We start from the raw sequence: 19,614 nt of genomic DNA on the forward strand, positions 1-19,614 counted from the left end.
GGACTTTAGGGGTAGACCACCGCGACACCAGGACCAATAAGTGTCTTTAACACAAACTTGTATGAATTTGCCGATTGCCTGACGTCGCAACCGTAGGCGTGCTGCCCTTGCGCGTCGCGGTTCGGGATGGATCGGTCCTTTCCGGGTCGGTCCCCCGGTCAGCAGTGGACGACGGCCACCGGACAGGTGACCGCGTCGATCAGCGGCCGGGTGACCGATCCGAGCCTGCCGAGCACCCCCCGGGCGCGGGTCGCGCCGACGACCAGCATGGTCGCACCGGGTGCGGTGTCGGCCAGCACGTCGAGCACGGGCCCCTCGACGGGCTGGAGCACGGTGTGCACGTCCGGATACCGCGCCCGCCAGGGCTCCACGGTGCGTTCCAGGGCCTCGACGGCCTCCCTGCCGGGGACGTCGGACATCACCATGGGCGCCATTCCCGCACTCCAGGCGGCGGCCGGGTAGCGCCAGGCGTGCACCGCGATCAGCGACAGCCCGCGCAGGGCGGCCTCGCGGAAGGCGAAGGCGAGGACGTGGTCGTCGCCGCCGCCGACGCCGGCGACGATGGGGCCGGGGTGCCTGCGATGCGGCAGCGATCCCGTGCCACGGACCACGATCACCGGGCAGAGGGCGTGCGTCGCGACGTGCCCCGCGACAGACCCCATCATCCGGCGGGCCGCGCCGCTCAGGCCGCGCGATCCCACGACGACGAGGTCGGCCGTCTCCGACAGCGCGACGAGCCGGTCGGAGGCCGGCCCCTCGAACAGGTCCTCCCGCACGCGGACGCCGCTCGTGCACTGCCGGGCGCATTCCGCGCCGTGCCACAGCACGTGCTCGGCCGCCTGGTGCAGCGACTTGCGCGCCTCCTCGTCGCCCGCGCCGTACGGCGACTGCCAGGCGTGGCAGACGGTGATGGGCGAGTCCCTGAACTCGGCCTCGTCCATCGCCCAGTCGAGCGCCTGCATGGCGAAGTCGGAGCCGTCGTAGCCGACGACGATGCCCTGGTTCGTGGCTGGGCCACCGGCTGGGCTGTTGGGGTCCATGCCCTCATGCTCCGCCCGGGCCGTGCGGTCCGGCAGGGCGGAAAGTCCCGAGACCGGGAGGACATCCGGCCCCTGGCGGAGGTCAGGTCAGGACCGGCTGCCGGCGAGCACTCCGGGACGGCGGTCGTGCTCCATGCCGGGCAGCACGACGACGACCGGGCACCTGGCCCGCAGCAGGCAGGCGGAGACGACCGGGTTGAGCACGGGGTAAGGCTCGGAGTCGGCCTCGTGCGCGCCCAGCACCAGCAGGTCGGCGCCCTCTGTCGCGCGCAGCAGGACCTGCGCCGGCGGACCCTCGACGACAACCGGCTCGACGTGGCGCTCACCGAGTTCGGCGACGGCCTGACCGGCGACGTCCAGGGCGGTCCTGCGCTCGTCCTCCCGTGAGGTGCGGCTCGCGATCGGCGCGTAGTGGGCGTGCAGCCCGCCCGTCCACTCCCAGGCGTACACCGCTTCGACCCGCGCGCCGCGCAGCGAACCCTCGGCGGCGGCCCACCGCAGTGCGGCCTGCGACGCCATCGACCCGTTGATGCCCACCACGATCTTCGGCTGGTTCACGTTCCGCCTCGCTCTCCGCTCTCAGTCTCGCCGACCAGGGTTAACAGGGTGTTGCCGCGGCGAAACGGTCAGAAGACACCGCCCACGAGCATCCCTGTACCCACAAAGACCGCCTGTCCCTCCCGCCACAGGAGGGACAGGGCCATGTTTTGGGGGGCCGGGCTCACCTGAGGACAGGGTATCTGCGAACCGGAGCGGTGCCGCTCCCCCCCTTTGCCGATCCGGAGACTTCCGCTGACCGTCTCGTTGCCCGCTCCACATCCTCAAGGACACCGCACGGCGGCCCGCGGCGGCAGTGCCGTACGGCTCGGGCCGCACGGGACCTTGGGCCCAGGTCAGGGATCACCCTGATGCGCCCCAGGGCTCCCGGCCGTACGCTTGCCGCAGACCGGGGAGGGACGATGGGGAACGCGGGTCCGATCGACGAGTACGTCGCGTCGATGCGTCATGCGCTGCGGGGCCCGGGCGGCGCCAAGCGCGACCTGCTGACCGAGGCGCGCGACAGCCTGCTCGACGCGGCCGAGGCGTACGAGGGCGAGGGCCTCCCCCGGGCCGAGGCCGAACGGCTGGCGGTCGCCGACTTCGGGACCGTGCCCGAGGTCGCGCCGGGCTTCCAGGGGGAGCTGACGGTGAGCCAGGGCCGCCGCACGGCCACGCTGCTGTTCCTCAGCGTGCCGCTCATCGCGTTCATGTGGGCGGTGATCTGGCGGATCTTCCCCGGGAGCCCGCATGTCGACGAGATCAAACCGGCGTGGTTCGGGCTGCTGGCCAGGACGGTGGACCTGCTCCAGCTCAGCGTGGGCGTGATGGGCGGCGTCGCGCTGCTCGCGTTCGGCCGCGGGGCGCGGCACGTCCGCCGTCCCGCGCGGCTCACCCGGTGGCTCGGGTTGTTCGTCTGGATCGAGACGCCGCTGATCGGGATGTCGGGCCTGGCGCTGGCGGCGGCCGCCCACGGCCCTGCGGGGTTCAGCGGCTACCTCCCCGGGCTGGCCGTGGCCCTGGTCAGCGACCTGCTCTCCGTGTGGCAGCTGTACAGCGCGGCGCACTGCCTGCGCTGCACCAGGGCCGTTGCCGCGCTCAGCGCAGCGGATCGAGAACGCTCCCTATCGCGGTCGTGAACGACCGCCAGGCTGACCGCTCCCCCGCCAGCGCCTTACGCCCGGCGTCGGTGAGGCGGTAGGTCCGCCGTTTGCGCCCCCCGTCGGAGGCCCACTCGCCGGCGAGCAGCCCGGCCCGCTCCAGCCTGCGCAGCGCGGGGTAGACCGTGCCCGTCGGCACGTCGAGTGCGCCGCCGCTGCGCTCGCGCAGCGCCTCGATGATCGCGTAGCCGTGCAGCGGCTCGCGCTCCAGCACGGAGAGCAGCAGGGCGTCCATATGGCCCCGGAGCGCATCGGCGTTCACGCCCGCAGCCTATCCCGGTTCTTCACGCGTCCAGTCTATATGTAGGCTGTCTATATGTAGACAGTCTACGTATCGGCTTTAGGACGCCAAGGAGAGACCAATGGACGTCGTCGGCCTCGCCCGGATGCAGTTCGCCGTGACCGGAAGCCTCCACTTCCTGTTCGTCGTGCTCACGCTCGGGCTGGCCCCGCTGGTGGCGATCATGCACACGCGGTACGCCATCGGCGGGAACCCCCTGCACGAGCGGATGACCCGCTTCTGGGGGCAGATCTACGTGATCAACTATGCGCTCGGCATCGTCACCGGGCTCGTGATGGAGTTCCAGTTCGGGCTGAGCTGGAGCGGGCTTTCGCACTACGCGGGCGACGTGTTCGGCGCGCCGCTGGCCATGGAGACGCTGCTGGCCTTCTTCCTGGAGTCCACGTTCCTGGGCCTGTGGATCTTCGGCTGGCACCGGCTGCCGCGCGGGCTCCACGTGGCCTGCATCTGGCTGGTGACGCTGACGGCGTACGCCTCGGCGCTGTTCATCATGGTCGCCAACTCCTTCCTGCAGAACCCGGCGGGCTCGGCCGAGGAGGGCGGACGGCTCGTGCTGCGCGACTTCGGCGCCCTGTTCACCAACCCGACCCTCGTCTTCGCGCTCCCCCACGTGCTGAGCGCCGGTCTGTGGGCCGGCGGGTTCGTCGTGATGGGCGCCAGCGCCTACCACCTGTACCGGCGCACCCCCGAGCGGGAGTTCTTCACCCGCTCCCTGCGCATCGGCGTGCTGACCGCCTTCGTCGGGTCGCTGTTCACCGTGGGGTTCGGCTACGCCCAGTTCGGGCCGGTCAGCGACGTGCAGCCGGACAAGTTCCACGGGGCGGTCCCCGGCGTCGCACTCGGACTGATGATCATGATCGGGCAGTTCGTCCAGTTCGGCGTGATGTTCGTGCTGGCGCCGCTGCTCATTCGCGACCTGCTGGCCCGCTGGCGCTGGCTGCACCCGCTCCTCATGATCATGACCCCGCTGCCGTTCGTCGCGGCGATCGCCGGCTGGATCGTCCGTGAGGTAGGCCGCCAGCCCTGGCTGGTGTACGGCAAGCTCTCCGTGGCCGACGCCCTCACCCCCGGACTGACCCGGGCGGACATCACCGCCTCCTTCGCGGGGTTCGCGGGCGTGCTCGGGCTGCTCGCCCTCGTCGACTACGTCCTCATCGCCCGTGCCGTACGGCGCGGCCCGGGACGGGTCGCGCTCGGCGCCGCGGACCTTCCCGTCACCGCCGAGCCCGTCCCCGCCCACTCGCTGTAGAGGACACGCCGCCCATGGACATCTTCTGGTTCCTGACGTTCGCCGTCCTGCTGGCCGGCTACTTCGCCTTGGAGGGCTTCGACATCGGGCTCGGCGTGCTGCTGCCCGTGCTGGGCCGCTCCCCCGCCGACCGCGACCGCCTCGTCGGCGCGATGGCGCCGTTCGTGCTCGCCAACGAGGTGTGGCTGGTCGCGCTCGCCGGCGTACTGTTCGGCGCGTTCCCGGTGCTGGAGGGCCAGGCGCTGAGCCGCCTGTATCCCCTCGTCGTCGCCCTGCTGCTGGCCTGGATCGTGCGCGACGCGGGGCTGTGGTTCCGCCGCAGGGCCGACGGCGCCGCCTGGCGGCTGGCGTGGGACGGCGCGCTGTGGGCGGGCTCGGCGGGGCTGGCGCTCGCGTGGGGCGCGATCCTGGTGGCCGTCGCGCGCGGCCTGCCCGCCTCGCCCCTCGACGTCCCGGCCGTGGCGGGAGGTGTGGCGCTGCTCGCGCTGCTCGCCTGGCACGGCCGCACCTTCGCGGCCTGGCGCCTGCGGAGCGGCCCGCACGGGAGCGGGCGGGCGCTGCTGCTGTCGGCCTGCGCCGCCGCCGCGCCCGCGGTCCTGGTCATGGCGGCCGCGGCCGCCCACATGCTCGGCAACGCCGCCCCGGATCAGACACTGACTGTGCTCAGTGTCATGGTGGTCCCGGTCGCCCCGATCCTCGCGGGCGCGCAAGTATGGGTGTGGCGCACCTTCTCCAGGGGCGCGCTGCCGACGTTCTTCTGATTGGGGACCGTTGCACAAGGATCTCCTCCGGCTGGCCCGCGCGGAGCGGAGCGTCCGCATCCATCTCGCCTGCTGCCTGGCGGCGGCGGTGGTGGCCGGGCTGCTCGTGCTCGTGCAGGCGGAGTTGCTGGCCGGGGTGCTGTCCGGCCGGTTCGCGGTCGCCGTGTTGCTCCCGCTGGCGCTCGTCGTCGCCTGCCGCGGGCTGCTCGGATGGGCGCAGGGAGTGCTCGCGGGCCGCGCGGCCACCGCGCTGAAGTCGGCCCTGCGGCGGCTGCTCCTCGGCCGGGTGGAGGGTCTCGGGCCGGCGTACCGGTCGGGTGAGCTGGTGACGCTCGCGGGCCGGGGACTCGACGCGCTCGACCCCTACCTGACGGGTTACCTGCCGTCGGTCGCCGTGGCCGGGGTCGTGCCGCTCGCGGTCGTGGTCCGGCTCTTCGTGGCCGACCTGGCCACCGCCGTGATCGTGGTGCTCACGCTGCCGCTGATCCCGATCTTCGGGGCGCTGGTCGGGTGGACCACCAAGACCGTGACGGAACGGCAGTGGCGCGCGCTGGCCCGCCTCGGCGGCCACTTCCTCGACGTCGTGCGCGGCCTGCCCACGCTGCGGGCCTTCGGCCGGGCCCGCTACCAGGCGTCGGTGATCCGCGAGGTGGCCGAGGCCCACCGCGCGGCGACCATGCGCACGCTGCGGGTGGCGTTCCTGTCGTCGCTGGTGCTCGAACTCGTGGCGTCGCTGTCGCTGGCGCTGGTCGCGGTGCCCGTGGGGCTGCGGCTGCTGTCGGGCTCGCTCGACCTGCGCACGGCGTTGCTCGTGCTGCTGCTGGCCCCGGAGGCGTACCTGCCGCTGCGCGCGATGGGCACCCGCTTCCACGCCGCCATGGAGGGCGTCGCCGCCGCCGACGAGGCGTTCGCGGTGATCAACCCGCCGCAGGAGGCAGGGCAGGAGACCCGGCCGGCCGGAGCCGCGACGGGCACGGGGAAGGCACCAAGCGCGAGGAGCGCGGAAAAGGCAGGGCTCGCGGGGCGTGCCGCGCCGCTCGGCGGGCCGCCGGAGATCCGGCTGGAGGACGTCACCGTGCGTTACCCGCGCCGCGAGGAGACCGCGCTCGACCGCGTCTCGCTGGTCATCCGGCCGGGTGAGCGGGTGGCGATCGTGGGCCCGAGCGGCGCGGGCAAGAGCACGCTGCTGCACCTGCTGCTCGGGTTCGTGACCCCGTCCGAGGGGCGGGTGCTGGCGGACGGGACGGATCTGGCCGGCCTCGACCTCGACGAGTGGCGGCGGCGGCTCGCCTTCGTGCCGCAGCGCCCGCACCTGTTCGCGACGTCGGTGGCCGACAACATCGCGCTCGGCTCTGCCGCCGGACCCGACGAGATCAGGGCCGCCGCCGAGGCGGCGCGGGTGGCCGAGTTCGCCGGCGCCCTGCCGCAGGGGTACGACACCCCGCTCGGCGAGCGCGGCGCGAACCTGTCGGCGGGCCAGCGTCAGCGGGTCGCCCTGGCCAGGGCCTTCTGCCGTCCCGCCGCCCAGGTGCTGCTGCTGGACGAGCCCACGGCGCGGCTCGACGGCAGGAGCGAGGCGGCGATCGTGGCGGCCACGCGCAGGCTGGCCGAGGGCCGTACGGCGATCATCGTCGCGCACCGCCCGGCGATGATCGACCTGGCCGACCGGGTCGTCCGCCTCGACGGCGGCGTCCTCGTCCCGCCGGTTCCGGTGCAGGGCGGGGAGGCCCGATGAGCCGCGCGCAGACGTCTACGGAGACGACCACGGAGACGACCACAGGGGCCTCACCGCTGTCGGTGGTCACCGGCACCGGCATGGGCCGGCGGCTCGTGCTCGCCGCGCTCGCCGGGGCGGCGGCCGACCTCGCGGGGGTCGCGCTCATCGCGTCGGCCGCCTGGCTGATCACACGGGCCGCCGAGCAGCCGCCCCTGGCGGCGCTGTCGGTCGCGATCGTGGCCGTGCGGGCGTTCGCGACCACCCGCGGCGTGTTCCGGTACGGCGAGCGCCTGGCCGGGCACGACGTCGCGCTGCGGGCCCAGGCGGGCACCCGCGAGCGTCTCTACCGGGCGCTGATCCCGGCCGGGCCGCTGCCGCAGCGCGGGGCCGACCTGCTCAGCCGCATGGTTGACGACACCGACGCCGTGCAGGACCTGCTCGTCCGCTGCCTGCTGCCCGCCGCCGCCGCGCTGATCACCGGCGTCGCCGCCGTCGTCATCGCGGGCTTCCTGCTGCCCGCCGCCGCGTTCGCACTCGCCGCCGGCCTGCTCGTCGCCGGGGTGCTCCTGCCCGCGGGCACGGCCGCCGCCGCACGGCGCTGGTCGGCGCGGATCGCCCCGGCCCGCGCCGATCTGGCCGCCCGGGTGGCCGACCTCGTCCACGGCGCGGCCGACCTCGCGGCCTACGGCGCGCGCGACCGGGCGCTGTCGGCGGCGATGGACGCCGACGGGCGGCTGTCCCGGTTGGAGCGGGGGCAGGCCAGGATCAACGCCGCCGCGCTCGGCGTCGGCATGCTGACCCAGGGACTGACCGTCGTCGCCGTGGTCCTGACGGCCCAGGCCGCCGGTCTCGACCGGGTCGCGACCGCCGTGGCCGCCCTGACCTCGCTGGTCGCCTTCGAGCCCGCGCTGCCGCTGGCGGCGGCGGGCGAGCGGTTCGCGGGAGTGGTCGCGGCGCTGCGCAGGCTCAGGGAGATCGCCGCCACTTCCCCTGCGGTGCGCGAGCCCGCGGACCCGGCGCCCGCGCCCGAGCCGCCGCTGACGGTCGAGGTCGACGACCTCGTGGTGCGCCACGGCGGGCGCGAGCCCGCGCTGAACGGCGTGAGCCTGACGCTGACGCCGGGCCGCCGCGTCGCGGTGGTCGGCCCGAGCGGCGCGGGCAAGAGCACTCTGCTGTCGGCGCTGATGCGGACCGTGGAGATCGAGTCCGGCGTGATCCGGCTCGACGGGATCGACGTGCGGCGCCTGTCCTCCGACGACGTGCGGGCGCTCGTCACGGGCCTCACCCAGGACCCGTACGTCTTCCAGGCCACGGTCAGGGACAACCTGCGCCTGGCCGGGCCGCAGGCGTCCGCCGAGGACATCGAGGCGGCCGTGCGGCGGGCCCGCCTGGACGCCTGGACCGAGCGCACCGGCTGGGACGCGGTGCTCGGCGAGGACGGCCGCACCGTCTCCGGCGGCCAGCTCCAGCGGCTCGCGCTGGCCCGGGCCCTGCTGTACGACCCGCCTGTGCTGCTGCTGGACGAGCCGGCCGAGGCACTGGACGAGGAGACGGCCGACCTCCTGATGGCCGACCTGCTGGACGCCACCCGGGGCCGCACCACGCTGCTGGTCACCCACCGGCTGCGCGGCCTGGAACAGGTCGACGAGATCGTCGTGCTGGAGGGCGGCAGGGTCACCCAGCGCGGCACGCACGCCGACCTCGTCGCCGTGCCGGGCTACTACCGCGACCTGTGGGAGTCGGAGGCCCTCACCCGCCACCGCGGCTGAACGCTCTCGCCCCGCCACCTGTTCGTGTGAACCTTCCGTGAAGAAGGCATTGCGGATCTTGTCAGATGTAAGTAATTTTCAGACAACGCGATGACCTTGCATGGCATTTACCTACACGCATGGCGCTCGCCGAACTGGCTACGAGCCGAAAGGGAGTCTCATGAAGAGAAGGTGGATCGCGGGAGCGATCGGCGTGCTCGCGGTGGCGCTGTCGGCATGCGCTCCCGGGGGCGGCGCATCCGGCCAGGGCGGCGAGGCACAGGGCGACAAGGCGGGCGGTGACAAGGTCACGCTGAGCCTGTGGTCGTGGCGGGTGGAGGACGTCAGGGCGTACGAGAAGATCCTCGCCAAGTTCGAGGAGTCGCACCCGAAGATCCACGTGGAGTTCAAGCCGTTCCAGGCCACCGAATACAACAACATCCTGGCCACCGGCCTGTCCGGCACCGCCGGGCCCGACGTCGCCCAGCTGCGGGCGTACGGCGGGCTCCAGCCGCTGGTCGAGGCGGGCCAGCTGGTGCCGCTGGACGGCAAGGTCGAGGCGCTGTCCGGCTTCGACGCCAAGCTGCTGGAAGGCGCCAAGGGCCACAAGGACGGCAAGATCTACGGCGTGCCGTTCGCCTACCAGACGCTCCAGGTGCTCTACAACAAGAAGCTGTTCGGCGACAACGGCGTCCAGCCCCCCGCCACCTGGGACGACATGATCGCGGCGGCCGGGAAGCTGAAGGCGGCCGGGATCACGCCGTTCGCCGTCGCGGCAGGGCCCGACGCGACCTGGACGCTGCCGATCGTCCACGAGATCTTCGGCAACGCCCGTTACGGCAGCACGAAGTTCCGGGACGCGCTGCTGAGCGGCGAGAAGAAGTTCACCGACCCCGACTTCACGGCCTCGATCAAGCTGCTCAAGGACCTGGAGCCGTACTTCCCCAAGGACGTGGTGGCTGTCAAGATCCCCGACGTCCAGGCGCTGTTCGCCACCGGGAAGGCCGCGATGTACCCCACGGGCAGCTTCGACCTGGCGCCCGTGCTCGCGGCCAACCCTAGCCTGGAGGTCGGCGCCTTCCAGGTCCCGCCGCCGCCCGGCTCCCCGGTGACCACGCCCGTCACGCCGGGCTGGGCCGACGGCTCGTTCGGCGTCAACGCCAAGTCGGCCCACCAGGCCGAGGCGCTCGAACTGGTCAAGTGGATGGCGACGCCGGAGTTCGGGCAGCTCTACGCGAGCGAGCTCAAGCAACTGTCCGCGGTTCCCGGGGTCACGCCGTCGGACCCGCTGCTGGCGGAGATGGCGAAGAACTACGCCGCCAACGGCGCGCCGTACACGCTGCTCGTCGACTTCCGGTACGGCCAGCCGAACGGTGACGCGGTCTTCCGGGACGAGGTGCAGAAGATGCTGGTCGGCCAGACCGATGCCAAGGCGGTCGCCGAGAGCGTGCAGAAGGGCGTCGAGCAGTGGTTCAAGCCGGGGAACTGAGCGCGCGCCGACGCTCTCCCGGGCGCTCTCCCGGGCGATCCCCCGGACGTCGCGCGGCACGCACCGGCGCCGGTCGCCGCTACGTGCCGCGATGGCGGGTGCTGGCCGTCTTCCTGCTGCCCGCGCTCCTGCTCTACTCGGTCTTCATCGTCTATCCGCTGGTCACCGCGCTCGACTACAGCTTCTTCGAGTGGCGCGGGATCCGGCAGACGGGGTTCGCCGGGCTCGGCAACTACCGCGACCTGTTCGGCGTCTACCCCTACGACCGGCAGCTGTGGCGGGCGTTCGGGCACAACGCGCTGTTCTTCGCCGGGACGATGCTGATCCAGAACACGGTCGGGCTGCTGTTCGCCCTGCTGCTGTACCGGTACGGCCGCGGCAAGCGGTTCCTGCAGGCCGCGTTCACCACGCCCTACCTGGTGGACCCGCTGGTCGTCGGCTACCTGTGGAGCCTGCTGCTCAACCCGACGTTCGGCCCGGTCAACTCCCTGCTCGAGGCGGCCGGGCTGGACTCGTGGGCGTTGCCCTGGCTGGGCGACACGCGTACGGCGCTTCCGATCGTCATCGTGGTCAACGCGTGGCAGTGGGTGGGCTTCCCCATGCTGCTGTTCTCCGCCGCGCTCGCCGGAATCCCGGCCGAATACCACGAGGCGGCCCGGGTCGACGGCGCCTCGGCCTGGCAGGCGTTCCGGCGGGTGACGCTGCCGTTGCTCACCCCGGCGATCGGCGTGGTGAGCGTGCTGACGTTCATCGGCAACTTCAACGCCTTCGGGCTCGTCTACGCGATGGCCGGGTCGACCGGGTCCCCGGCGGGCTCGACCGACGTGCTCGGCCTGCTGTTCTACCGGGTCGCGTTCGTGGAGGGCGGCACGGAGGCCATCGGGCGGTCGTCGGCGCTCGCCGTGCTGATGTTCGTGTTCATCTTCGGGGTGTCGCTGCTGGCCAGCTCCTACTTCCGCCGCCGCGAGAGGAGACTGCTGTGACGGCCCGGCACCGGGCTCCCGGGCGCGTCGCCGTCCACCTGCTGCTGTGGGGGTACGCGGTCGTCGCGCTGCTGCCGTTGGTCGTCATGGTGCTCAACTCGCTGCGGCCCACGAGCGAGATCTTCACCACGCCGCTGGGGCTGCCGGCGTCCCCCACGCTGCACAGTTACGCCCGGGTGTGGACGGAGGCGTCGTTCAGCACCTACCTGCTGAACTCGCTGGTCGTCACCTGCGGCGCGGTGCTGCTCGGCACGGCGGTCTCCGCGCTGGCCGCCTATCCGCTGGCCCGCTACGACTTCGTCGGCAACCGGGTGCTCGGGGCGTACTTCCTGGCGGGGCTGATGCTGCCGATCCGCCTGGGCCTGGTGCCGATCTTCTACCTCATGGACTCCATGGGCCTGATCGACTCGCTGCTCGGGCTCACGCTGCTGTACGCCGCGTCCGGGGTGCCGTTCTGCATGTTCGTGCTGTCGGCGTTCTACCGTTCCCTGCCCGGCGAGCTGGACGAGGCGGCCAGGCTCGACGGGGCCGGCGAGTTCCGGATCTTCGGCCAGATCATGCTGCCGCTGGTGCGGCCCGCCCTGGCGTCGGTGATGCTGTTCCAGTTCGTGCCGCTGTGGCATGAGTTCCTCTACCCGCTGGTGCTGTTGCGCTCCGACGAGAAGTTCACGATCCCGCGCGGGTTGTCGCAGTTCTTCGGCGAGTACACGACCGACTGGTCGGCGCTGTTCGCCGGGCTGGTCCTCGCCACGGCCCCGCTCTTCGTGCTGTTCGTCCTGGCGACCAAGCAGATCATCGCCGGGCTGACCGCCGGCATGAGCAAGTAGAGGCAGGGCGGCGTGAGCCTCGGCGGAGACTATTCGAACGGGATTCTCGTGCGGCTGCGCGGCGCGATCCGGTCTCTGCGGCCCGCGGAGCAACGGGTCGCGCGCGCGGTGCTGGCCGACCCCCAGGGCGTCGCGGACCGGCCGATCGGGGTGCTCGCCCGCGAGTGCGGCACCTCCGAGGCGACCGTGCTGCGCTTCTGCCGGGCCATCGGGCTGCGCGGTTATCCCGAGCTGCGGATCGCGCTCGCCCGCGAGGCGACGCTGGAGGCGTCGCGTGCCGGGAGTGTCCGCCCGCTCGACGGGGACATCAGCGCCGACGATCCGCTGGAGGAGATCGTCGCCAAGATCGGCTACAGCGACTCCCGCGCGGTCGCGGAGACCGCCGAGCACCTCGACATCGCCGCGCTGGAGCGCGCGGTCGACGCGATCGCCGAGGCCCGCCGCGTGGATCTCTACGGCGCCGGGGCGAGCGGCTTCGTCGCCGCCGATCTGCACCAGAAGCTGCACAGGATCGGCCTGATGGCGTTCGCCTGGCAGGACTTCCACAGCGCGCTCACCTCGGCCGCGCTGCTGCGCCCGGGCGACGTCGCGATCGGCATCTCGCACACCGGCACCACCGTCGACATCCTGGACGCGCTGCGACTCGCCGCCGACCGGCGGGCGACCACGATCGCGATCACGAACTTCGACCCCTCGCCGATCACGGAGCTGGCCGACATCGTGCTGAAGACCGCGGCCCGCGAGACCCCGTTCCGCTTCGGCGCGATGGGCAGCAGGATCGCCCAGCTCACCGTCGTCGACTGCCTCTCCGTCGGGGTGGCCGCCCGGCGCACGTACGACGAGACCCTCACCGCGCTTGAGGACACCTTCCGCGCGATCAGCGGCCGCCGGCGCAGGTAGCCACTGTTCCGGAGAAAAGCGATCGCCGGCGGGCCGTCCCCCCAGAGGCCCGCCGGCGACGTTCGTGGGCCGTCAGCTCGTGGGCGACTTCTCCGCGAGCGTGGCGGTGATCGTGTTCTCCTTGCCGTCGCGGGTGAAGGTGACGGTCACCTTGTCGCCGGGGCGCGAGCTGCGGATGGTGCCGAGCACCGCCTCCGCGCTGTCCACCAGCTTGTCGTTGATCTTGGTGATCAGGTCGCCCTCCTTGAGGCCGGCCTTCTCCGCCGGGCTGCCGGCCGTGATCGAGCTGACCACCGCGCCGGACGAGCCGCCGACCGCGTCGGCCACGCTCACGCCGAGGAACGCGTGGGTCGCCTTACCGGTCTTGATGAGCTGGTCGGAGACCAGCTTCGCGGTGTTGATGGGGATCGCGAAGCCGACGCCGATGTTGCCGGAGCTGGAGCCCGAGGTGGCGATCGCGGTGTTGACGCCGACGACCTGCCCCGAGGAGTTGACCAGCGCGCCGCCGGAGTTGCCGGGGTTGATCGCGGCGTCGGTCTGGATCATGCCGCCGATCGTCGTGCCCTGGCTCTGCGGCTGCTGCTGCTGCTCCATCCCCCAGGGGAACTGCTGCTGCTGCTCCTCGGGGGCCTCGGTCAGCGTGCGGTCGAGCGCGCTCACGATGCCGGAGGTGACCGATCCCTCCAGGCCGAGCGGGCTGCCGATCGCGAGGACGGCGTCACCGACCTGGAGCTTGTCGCTGTCGCCGAGGGAGGCGGGGGTCAGGCCGGACACGCCCTGCGCCTGGATGACCGCGAGGTCCGTGAGAGGGTCGGTGCCCTTGACGACGGCGTTGGCGGTCTTGCCGTCGCTGAACTTCACGGTGACCGTGCCGCCGGCCCCGCCGCCGATGCTCACCACGTGGTTGTTCGTCAGGATCAGTCCGTCGGCCGACAGGATGACACCGGACCCCTCGCCGCCGGCCGTGGCGGTCTTCACCTCGATGGACACCACCGACGGCATGATCGCCTTGGCCACCGCGGCGATCGTGGTGGTCGAGGAGTTGGACACTCCCTTGACCACCGGGCTCGCGATCACCGTCTGCCCGCCGTTCACGCTGTTCGCGACGAGGGCCCCGGTGACCCCGCCGCCCAGTGCCACGGCCACGAGGGCGAGGCCCGCGCCCGCCTTCTGGCGGGCGGTCAGCGTGCCCTTCCGCGCCGGAGGCGGCGGAAACTGCGCCGTGTCATAAGAGCCGCTCCCGTAGGCGCCGTACGACTGGTACGCCCCGGCGTACTGCCCGTGCTGCGGCGGGGTGCTGCCGAACTGGCTCCAGCCGTGACCGGGGAGTATCTCGGTGTTCTCGTTGCCGGGAACGTGCTCAGGTGAGCTCATCGCCATCCCCCTCAATGGATTCGCCGGTGATCCCGGCTCTCCGCCGGTACACGTAATACGATGACGCATCGGCGATAAGGTCACGCTAAGCGATCAGCGGTGGGGATCCCCGAGCGCCCTACGCGTACTTTATGTCAGCTCGTCCGCGGCCAGTACTCGTCCCTGAGCAGGCGCTTGTACAGCTTGCCCGTGGGGTGGCGGGGCAGCTCGTCCCGGAAGTCGACCGACTTCGGGCACTTGTAGTGGGCCAGGCGTTCCCGGCAATAGGCGATCAGCTCGGCCTCCAGGGCGGGACCGGCGCCCGCCGGGTCCGCCGGCTGCACCACGGCCTTGACCTGCTCGCCCATCTCGGGGTCCGGCACCCCGAAGACGGCCACGTCGGCCACCTCGGGATGCAACGCCAGCACGTTCTCGGCCTCCTGCGGGTAGATGTTCACCCCGCCAGAGATGATCATGTACGAGCGCCGGTCGGTGAGGTAGAGGAACCCGTCCTCGTCCAGGTAGCCGATGTCCCCCAGCGTGGTCCAGCCGCGGCCCTTGGGATCCTGGACCGACGCGGTCTTCTCGGGGTCGCCGTGATACTCGAACTTCGGGCCGTCGGAGAAGTAGACCGTGCCGTGCTCGCCGGGCGGCAGCTCGCCGCCGTCCTCGTCGCAGACGTGGGTGACCCCGAGCAGCGGCCGGCCCACCGTGCCCTTGTGGGCGAGCCAGTCCTCCGGCCCCGCGTACAGGAAGCAGTTGCCCTCCGTGCCCGCGTAGTACTCGTGGATGATCGGCCCCCACCACTCCATCATCCGCTCCTTGACCTCGACGGGGCAGGGCGCGGCGGCGTGGACGGCGCAGCCCAGCGACGACAGGTCGTAGCGCCGGCGCACCTCCTCGGGCAGCTTGAGCATCTTGACGAACATCGTGGGCACCCACTGCGCGTGGGTGACCCGGTGCCGCTCGACGAGCGCCAGCGCCTCCTCGGGGTCGAACCTCTCCATCACCACCACGGTCGCGCCGAGGCGCTGGAAGGACATGCTGTAACGCAGCGGAGCGGCGTGGTAGAGCGGCGCGGGCGACAGGTACACGCTGTCGGCCGAGGGCGCGAACAGGAACTGGATGAGCTGCACCAGGGCCCCGGGGGCCTCCAGCGGCGCCCGGCTGAGCGGCGGCTTGACCCCCTTGGGGCGTCCCGTGGTGCCCGACGAGTAGAGCATGTCGGCGCCCTGGCACTCGTCGTCGAGCGGCGTCGCCGGCTGCCCCGCCACGGCCTCCTCGTAGGAGGTGAAGCCCGGCGCGACGCCGTCGACCATGAGCCGCAGCTCGACCCCGGGCGTGGCCTCGGTGACAGCGCTCGCGACACCGGCGAGCTTCGCCGAGGAGATGAAGACCCGCGCCCCGCAGTTGTCCACGATGTACGACAGCTCGTCGGCCTGGAGGCGAGAGCTGATCGCGGTGTAGTACAGGCCCGAGCGATGCGCGGCCCACGCGATCACGAGGAAGAGCGGATGGTTCTCCAGCATGAAGGCGATGTGGTCGCCAGGCTTCAGGCCCGCGGCCCGCAGCAGATGGGCCAGCCGGTTGGATTCCTCGTCGAGTTCACGAAAGGTGATCACGCGGCCGGTGCCCGCCATGATCACCGCAGGCTTGTCCGGCGTCACCGCCGCGATCGCCCCAGGGTGCATAACCGAACGTTACTCGGTTTGCTTTCCGCGCGGTAGGCGCGAGTTCCCGATGCGTCCGGTCAGCTCTCCAGCGCCCGGTAGGGGTCGCGCAGCGGCCTGGCGCGCTCGGCGAACGCGGCCTTGATCTCCGCCATCTTCGGCCCCGGCGCGTAGAAGCGGCCCTTCGTCTCGCCGTACGGCCGGAGCCACCCGGTGGCCGCCAGCTCGCGCAGGTCGCGGGCGGCCTGGCCCTGACTCAGCCCCTCGTCGGCCTGGTACATGCCCCGGCGCAGCCGCCTGGAGACGAACACCTGATAGAGCGCCGAGACGGTGCGCGGGTGCAGGCCCTGCGTCCCGGTCCGCTCCTCCAGCAGCATCCACACCTCGCCCGCCTCCGCGAGCCGGCGTCCCACCCGCTGCGCCTGCATGTGGTGGCAGCGCAGGACGAACCGCACCCACGAGAGGGTGTCCCCGTGCGGGCTCCACCGGCCGCGTCCCACCTCGCCCAGCACGTCGTAGTAGTCGTAGGTGGTGCGGCCCTCGCCCAGCCACTCCTCGATCGAGGCGAACTCCGGCGTGGTGATCTGGTCGCGGCCGAGCACGAGCGTCTGCAGCGCCCGCGACATGCGCCCGTTTCCGTCCCGCCATGGGTGGATCTTGACGAGGTTGAGGTGCGCCATGGCGGCGCGGACGTAGCTGGGCGCGTCGAGGTCGCCCTCGTTGAGCCATTCGACCAGTTCCGTCAGCAGGCCGGGGACCTGCTCGTGGTCCGGGCCCTCGTAGACCACCTCGCCGGTGGCGGAGTTGCGCACGTAGATCCCGCCGGGCCGCACCGTGCCCGGCGTCTTGTCCACGTGGTGGCCGATCATCATGAAGTTGAGCCCATGAAGCAGGCCCACGTCATAGCGGAAGGCCCACGCCCGCGAGAGGGTGCCGATGTAGGTGAGCGCCTGCCGGTAGCCGGCGATCTCGCGGGCCACGGCGGTCGACGTCTCCAGGGGGTCCTCACCCGACATGATCGACTCGATGTCCTCGACGCTGGCGTGGTAGCCCTCGATGGAGTTCGACCCCTGGATCGCCCGCGCCTGCAACTGCCGCCGCAGCAGGCCGTCCCAGCGATGCGCCTCGGCCAGCCGATACTTCAGGTCGCGCCGCATCTCCTCGATCTCGGCGAGCACCTTCTCGTCCGCGGCCTCCAGTGCCGGTGTGCCGAACAACATGGAGTCATGACAGCATGGACGAATCATCCGGTCAAGCGACTGGATGATTCGTCCATGTGTGTACGCGTCATGCGGCGGGGATGACCGAGCCCTTGAACGTGTCCTCGATGTACTTCTTCACCTCGGGGCCGGTCAGCAGCCCGACCAGGGTCTTCACCCGCGGGTCGCTCTCGTGCCCCTGCGCGACGACCAGGCCGTTCGCGTACGGGTTGCCCTCGGCCTTCTCCAGCACCAGCGCGCCGGAGGACGGGTTGAGGTTCGCCTCCAGGGCGTAGTTGCCGTTGATCACGGCGGCGTCCACGTCGTCGAGCGAGCGCGGGAGCTGGGCGGCCTCCAGCGGGCGGAAGGTCAGGTTCTTCGGGTTGCCGGTCACGTCGCGCTCCGTCGCGGCGGTGCCCACGCCGTCCTTGAGCGTGACCACGCCGTTGTCGGCGAGCAGCTTGAGCGCCCGGCCGAGGTTGGTGGCGTCGTTGGGCACGGCGACCGTGCCGCCCTGCGGCAGCGAGGCGAGGTCCTTGACCTTCCTGGAGTACAGGCCGAGCGGCTCCAGGTGCACCGGGGCGACGAAGCTCAGCTTGGTGCCCTTGGAGGCGTTGAAGTCGTCCAGGTAGGGCTTGTGCTGGAAGTAGTTGGCGTCGAGCTGGCCGTCCTGGAGCTGCAGGTTGGGCTGCACATAGTCGCTGAACTCCACGATCTCCAGCTTCAGTCCCTTCGCGGCGGCCAGGTTGGCGGCCACGTACTTCAGGATCTGCGCGTGCGGCACCGGACTCACGCCGACCTTGAGCGGGGCGTCCGCCGCCGCCGTGCCGGAGGCGGTCGCCGTGTCCGGAGACGAGGACCCGCAGGCGGACAACACGAGCGCGACCACGGCGACGATGACGAGGCCGAGCGTTCTACGCATGGGACAGAACTCCTTCAATGGGTTAACGGTGAGAAAGTCGACGGGCGACGGCGTCGCCCAGGGTCTGCGCGAGCTGCACCACGACGACCAGGACGACCACGGTGACGATCATGAGCGTGGTCTCGAACCGCTGGTATCCGTAGCGGACGGCGAGGTCGCCGAGACCGCCGCCGCCGATCACCCCGGCCATGGCCGAGTAGGAGATGAGCGTGACCACGGTGACGGTCAGCCCGGCGACCAGGCCGGGCAGCGCCTCGGGCAGCAGGACGCGCGCCACGATCGTCACCCGGCCCGCCCCCATCGCCTCGGCCGCCTGCACGATGTCGCGGCCCACCTCGCGCAGCGCCGTCTCGACCAGCCGGGCGAAGAACGGCACCGCGCCGATCATCAGCGGGACCACCGCGGCGGCGGTCCCGATCGTGGTGCCGGTGAGCACGCGGGTGACCGGGATGACCGCGATCATGAGGACGATGAAGGGCAGCGACCGCCCCACGTTCACGACCAGGCCGAGCACGCGCCGCACGGCGGGCGCGGGGAACAGCCCGCCACGGTCCGTCCCGGCGAGGCAGACGCCGAGCGGCAGCCCGAACAGCACGGTGAACAACGTGGACCAGCCCACCATCACCGCGGTCTGCCCGGTGGCCTCCCACACCAGGGGGCTCATCTCCGACCAGGTCATGCGTCCTCCTCCACCAGCAGGCCGCGCTCGCGCAACTCCGCGAGGGCGGCAGCCGTACCGGCTCCGGTGACCCGCAGCCGCAGCCGGCCCGCCGGGACCCCGGCGACCTGTTCGACCGCGCCTGCGGCGATGGCGACGTCCACGTCGTGCGTACGCGCCAGACGCGACAGCAGGGTCTGGTCCGCGGCCAGGGCGACGGTCACGGTGCCGGGCTCGGCGGGCGGCAGCGGGAACAGCTCGGCCGCCAGGCGCGACCCGGGGGTGGCGAGCAGCTCGGGGATGGGGCCCGCCTCGGCGATCCGCCCGTCACTCATGATCGCCGCCGAGTCGCAAACGGCCTTGATGACGTCCATCTCGTGGGTGATGAGCAGGATGGTCAGCCCCAGCTCCCGGTTGAGCCGCCGGAGCAGGGCCAGGATCGACTGGGTCGTGGCGGGGTCGAGCGCGGAGGTGGCCTCGTCCGACAGCAGCACCGACGGCTCGGCGGCGAGTGCCCGCGCGATGCCGACCCGCTGCTTCTGGCCGCCGGACAACTGCGCGGGATAGGCCCCGGCGCGGTCGGCCAGGCCCACGAGGTCGAGCATCTCCGCGACGCGCCGGGCCCTGGCGGCCCGGCCGACGCCCATGACCTCCAGCGGGAATGCCACGTTGCCCGCCACCGTGCGCGACGACAGCAGCGCGAAGTGCTGATGGATCATGCCGATGCGCTGGCGGGCGCGGCGCAGGTCGGCCGCGCCGAGGGCGGTCAGCTCGCGCCCGTCGACGGTCACCACGCCCTCGTCGGGACGTTCGAGCAGGTTGACGCAGCGCAGCAGGGTGCTCTTGCCGGCGCCGCTGCGCCCGAGCACACCGAAGACCTCGCCCCTGCCGACGTGGAGGTCGACGCCGTCGAGCGCGACGACGTCGCCGTAGGCCTTGCGCAGGCCGGAAACCGTGATCACTTGCTGTCCTTCGAAGACGTGTGGGCCGACTCCGTTTCGCCTCGCGAACGTGCGGCTAGCGCGTGCCGGGCGGGAAGGGCAGATGCGTGATCCGGCGCAGGATCAGATCGGGCAGCGGGGAGAGCGTCATCGGTGAGT

The 19,614-nt window shown here is 71.9% G+C and carries 18 protein-coding genes; 9 read left to right on the top strand and 9 right to left on the bottom strand.

Going from position 1 to position 19,614, the window contains the following annotated elements; genetic code table 11:
• Positions 1 to 158: 158 nt before the first annotated feature.
• Together FH610_RS03855 and FH610_RS03860 are read right to left on the bottom strand one after the other, a co-directional pair.
• Positions 159 to 1,040, bottom strand: coding sequence for a universal stress protein (locus tag FH610_RS03855; RefSeq protein ID WP_139572880.1), 882 nt, complete (start codon positions 1,038 to 1,040; stop codon positions 159 to 161).
• Positions 1,041 to 1,127: 87 nt separating this feature from the next.
• Positions 1,128 to 1,598: a universal stress protein gene (locus tag FH610_RS03860; RefSeq protein ID WP_139572881.1), complete on the bottom strand. Its 471-nt coding sequence runs from the start codon at positions 1,596 to 1,598 to the stop codon at positions 1,128 to 1,130.
• A gap of 401 nt (positions 1,599 to 1,999) precedes the next feature.
• Between FH610_RS03860 and FH610_RS03865 the strand changes: the two genes are divergently transcribed.
• Positions 2,000 to 2,716: a permease prefix domain 1-containing protein gene (locus tag FH610_RS03865; protein WP_139572882.1), complete on the top strand. Its 717-nt coding sequence runs from the start codon at positions 2,000 to 2,002 to the stop codon at positions 2,714 to 2,716.
• Here the strand turns inward: FH610_RS03865 and FH610_RS03870 are convergent.
• Positions 2,676 to 2,999, bottom strand: a complete 324-nt coding sequence (locus tag FH610_RS03870) for a helix-turn-helix transcriptional regulator (RefSeq protein WP_076436494.1) — start codon at positions 2,997 to 2,999, stop codon at positions 2,676 to 2,678. The two genes, FH610_RS03865 and FH610_RS03870, sit on opposite strands and share 41 nt — an antisense overlap.
• Positions 3,000 to 3,099: 100 nt before the next feature.
• Here FH610_RS03870 and FH610_RS03875 point away from each other — a divergent pair, with 100 nt between their 5' ends.
• From FH610_RS03875 to FH610_RS03910, 8 genes are all read left to right on the top strand, one after another.
• Positions 3,100 to 4,287 carry a cytochrome ubiquinol oxidase subunit I gene (locus tag FH610_RS03875; protein ID WP_139572883.1) on the top strand — a complete coding sequence of 396 codons (1,188 nt, stop codon included), beginning with the start codon at positions 3,100 to 3,102 and terminating at the stop codon, positions 4,285 to 4,287.
• A gap of 14 nt (positions 4,288 to 4,301) precedes the next feature.
• Entirely contained in the window at positions 4,302 to 5,048 is a 747-nt protein-coding gene (locus FH610_RS03880; RefSeq protein ID WP_139572884.1) for a cytochrome d ubiquinol oxidase subunit II, read from the top strand.
• Between the two features lie 10 nt (positions 5,049 to 5,058).
• Positions 5,059 to 6,783, top strand: a complete 1,725-nt coding sequence (gene cydD, locus FH610_RS03885) for a thiol reductant ABC exporter subunit CydD (protein ID WP_139572885.1) — start codon at positions 5,059 to 5,061, stop codon at positions 6,781 to 6,783.
• On the top strand, positions 6,780 to 8,534 hold the full coding sequence (gene cydC / locus FH610_RS03890; RefSeq protein WP_240808740.1) for a thiol reductant ABC exporter subunit CydC: 1,755 nt from the start codon (positions 6,780 to 6,782) through the stop codon (positions 8,532 to 8,534). Before cydD ends, cydC begins: the two co-directional genes overlap by 4 nt.
• A gap of 160 nt (positions 8,535 to 8,694) precedes the next feature.
• Positions 8,695 to 10,002, top strand: a complete 1,308-nt coding sequence (locus FH610_RS03895) for an extracellular solute-binding protein (RefSeq protein WP_161627907.1) — start codon at positions 8,695 to 8,697, stop codon at positions 10,000 to 10,002.
• An 83-nt stretch (positions 10,003 to 10,085) separates the two neighbouring features.
• Positions 10,086 to 10,985, top strand: a complete 900-nt coding sequence (locus FH610_RS03900; protein WP_205825540.1) for a carbohydrate ABC transporter permease — start codon at positions 10,086 to 10,088, stop codon at positions 10,983 to 10,985.
• Complete coding sequence (locus FH610_RS03905) at positions 10,982 to 11,812, top strand: carbohydrate ABC transporter permease (RefSeq protein WP_240808741.1); 831 nt, start codon at positions 10,982 to 10,984, stop codon at positions 11,810 to 11,812. Before FH610_RS03900 ends, FH610_RS03905 begins: the two co-directional genes overlap by 4 nt.
• Positions 11,813 to 11,824: 12 nt before the next feature.
• On the top strand, positions 11,825 to 12,712 hold the full coding sequence (locus FH610_RS03910; protein ID WP_205825541.1) for a MurR/RpiR family transcriptional regulator: 888 nt from the start codon (positions 11,825 to 11,827) through the stop codon (positions 12,710 to 12,712).
• 72 nt (positions 12,713 to 12,784) lie between these two features.
• Here FH610_RS03910 and FH610_RS03915 read toward each other — a convergent pair whose 3' ends face one another.
• The 6 genes from FH610_RS03915 to FH610_RS03940 all read right to left on the bottom strand — a co-directional run bounded on the left by FH610_RS03915 (position 12,785) and on the right by FH610_RS03940 (position 19,476).
• Entirely contained in the window at positions 12,785 to 14,086 is a 1,302-nt protein-coding gene (locus FH610_RS03915) for a S1C family serine protease (protein WP_139572887.1), read from the bottom strand.
• A gap of 134 nt (positions 14,087 to 14,220) precedes the next feature.
• Positions 14,221 to 15,756, bottom strand: coding sequence for an acyl-CoA synthetase (locus FH610_RS03920; RefSeq protein ID WP_139572888.1), 1,536 nt, complete (start codon positions 15,754 to 15,756; stop codon positions 14,221 to 14,223).
• A gap of 59 nt (positions 15,757 to 15,815) precedes the next feature.
• Positions 15,816 to 16,955 carry a Fic family protein gene (locus FH610_RS03925; RefSeq protein ID WP_139572889.1) on the bottom strand — a complete coding sequence of 380 codons (1,140 nt, stop codon included), beginning with the start codon at positions 16,953 to 16,955 and terminating at the stop codon, positions 15,816 to 15,818.
• Positions 16,956 to 17,022: 67 nt separating this feature from the next.
• Positions 17,023 to 17,856 carry a MetQ/NlpA family ABC transporter substrate-binding protein gene (locus FH610_RS03930; protein WP_139572890.1) on the bottom strand — a complete coding sequence of 278 codons (834 nt, stop codon included), beginning with the start codon at positions 17,854 to 17,856 and terminating at the stop codon, positions 17,023 to 17,025.
• Positions 17,857 to 17,878: 22 nt separating this feature from the next.
• Positions 17,879 to 18,535 carry a methionine ABC transporter permease gene (locus FH610_RS03935; RefSeq protein ID WP_139572891.1) on the bottom strand — a complete coding sequence of 219 codons (657 nt, stop codon included), beginning with the start codon at positions 18,533 to 18,535 and terminating at the stop codon, positions 17,879 to 17,881.
• The gene (locus FH610_RS03940; RefSeq protein ID WP_139572892.1) at positions 18,532 to 19,476 is read right to left on the bottom strand and encodes a methionine ABC transporter ATP-binding protein; all 945 of its coding nucleotides are present in this window, start codon (positions 19,474 to 19,476) and stop codon (positions 18,532 to 18,534) included. The genes FH610_RS03935 and FH610_RS03940 overlap by 4 nt, the downstream gene beginning before the upstream one ends.
• Positions 19,477 to 19,614: the final 138 nt, after the last annotated feature.

It is taken from the genome of Microbispora catharanthi (assembly GCF_006334915.2).
GTDB classification, from domain to species: Bacteria; Actinomycetota; Actinomycetes; order Streptosporangiales; family Streptosporangiaceae; genus Microbispora; species Microbispora catharanthi.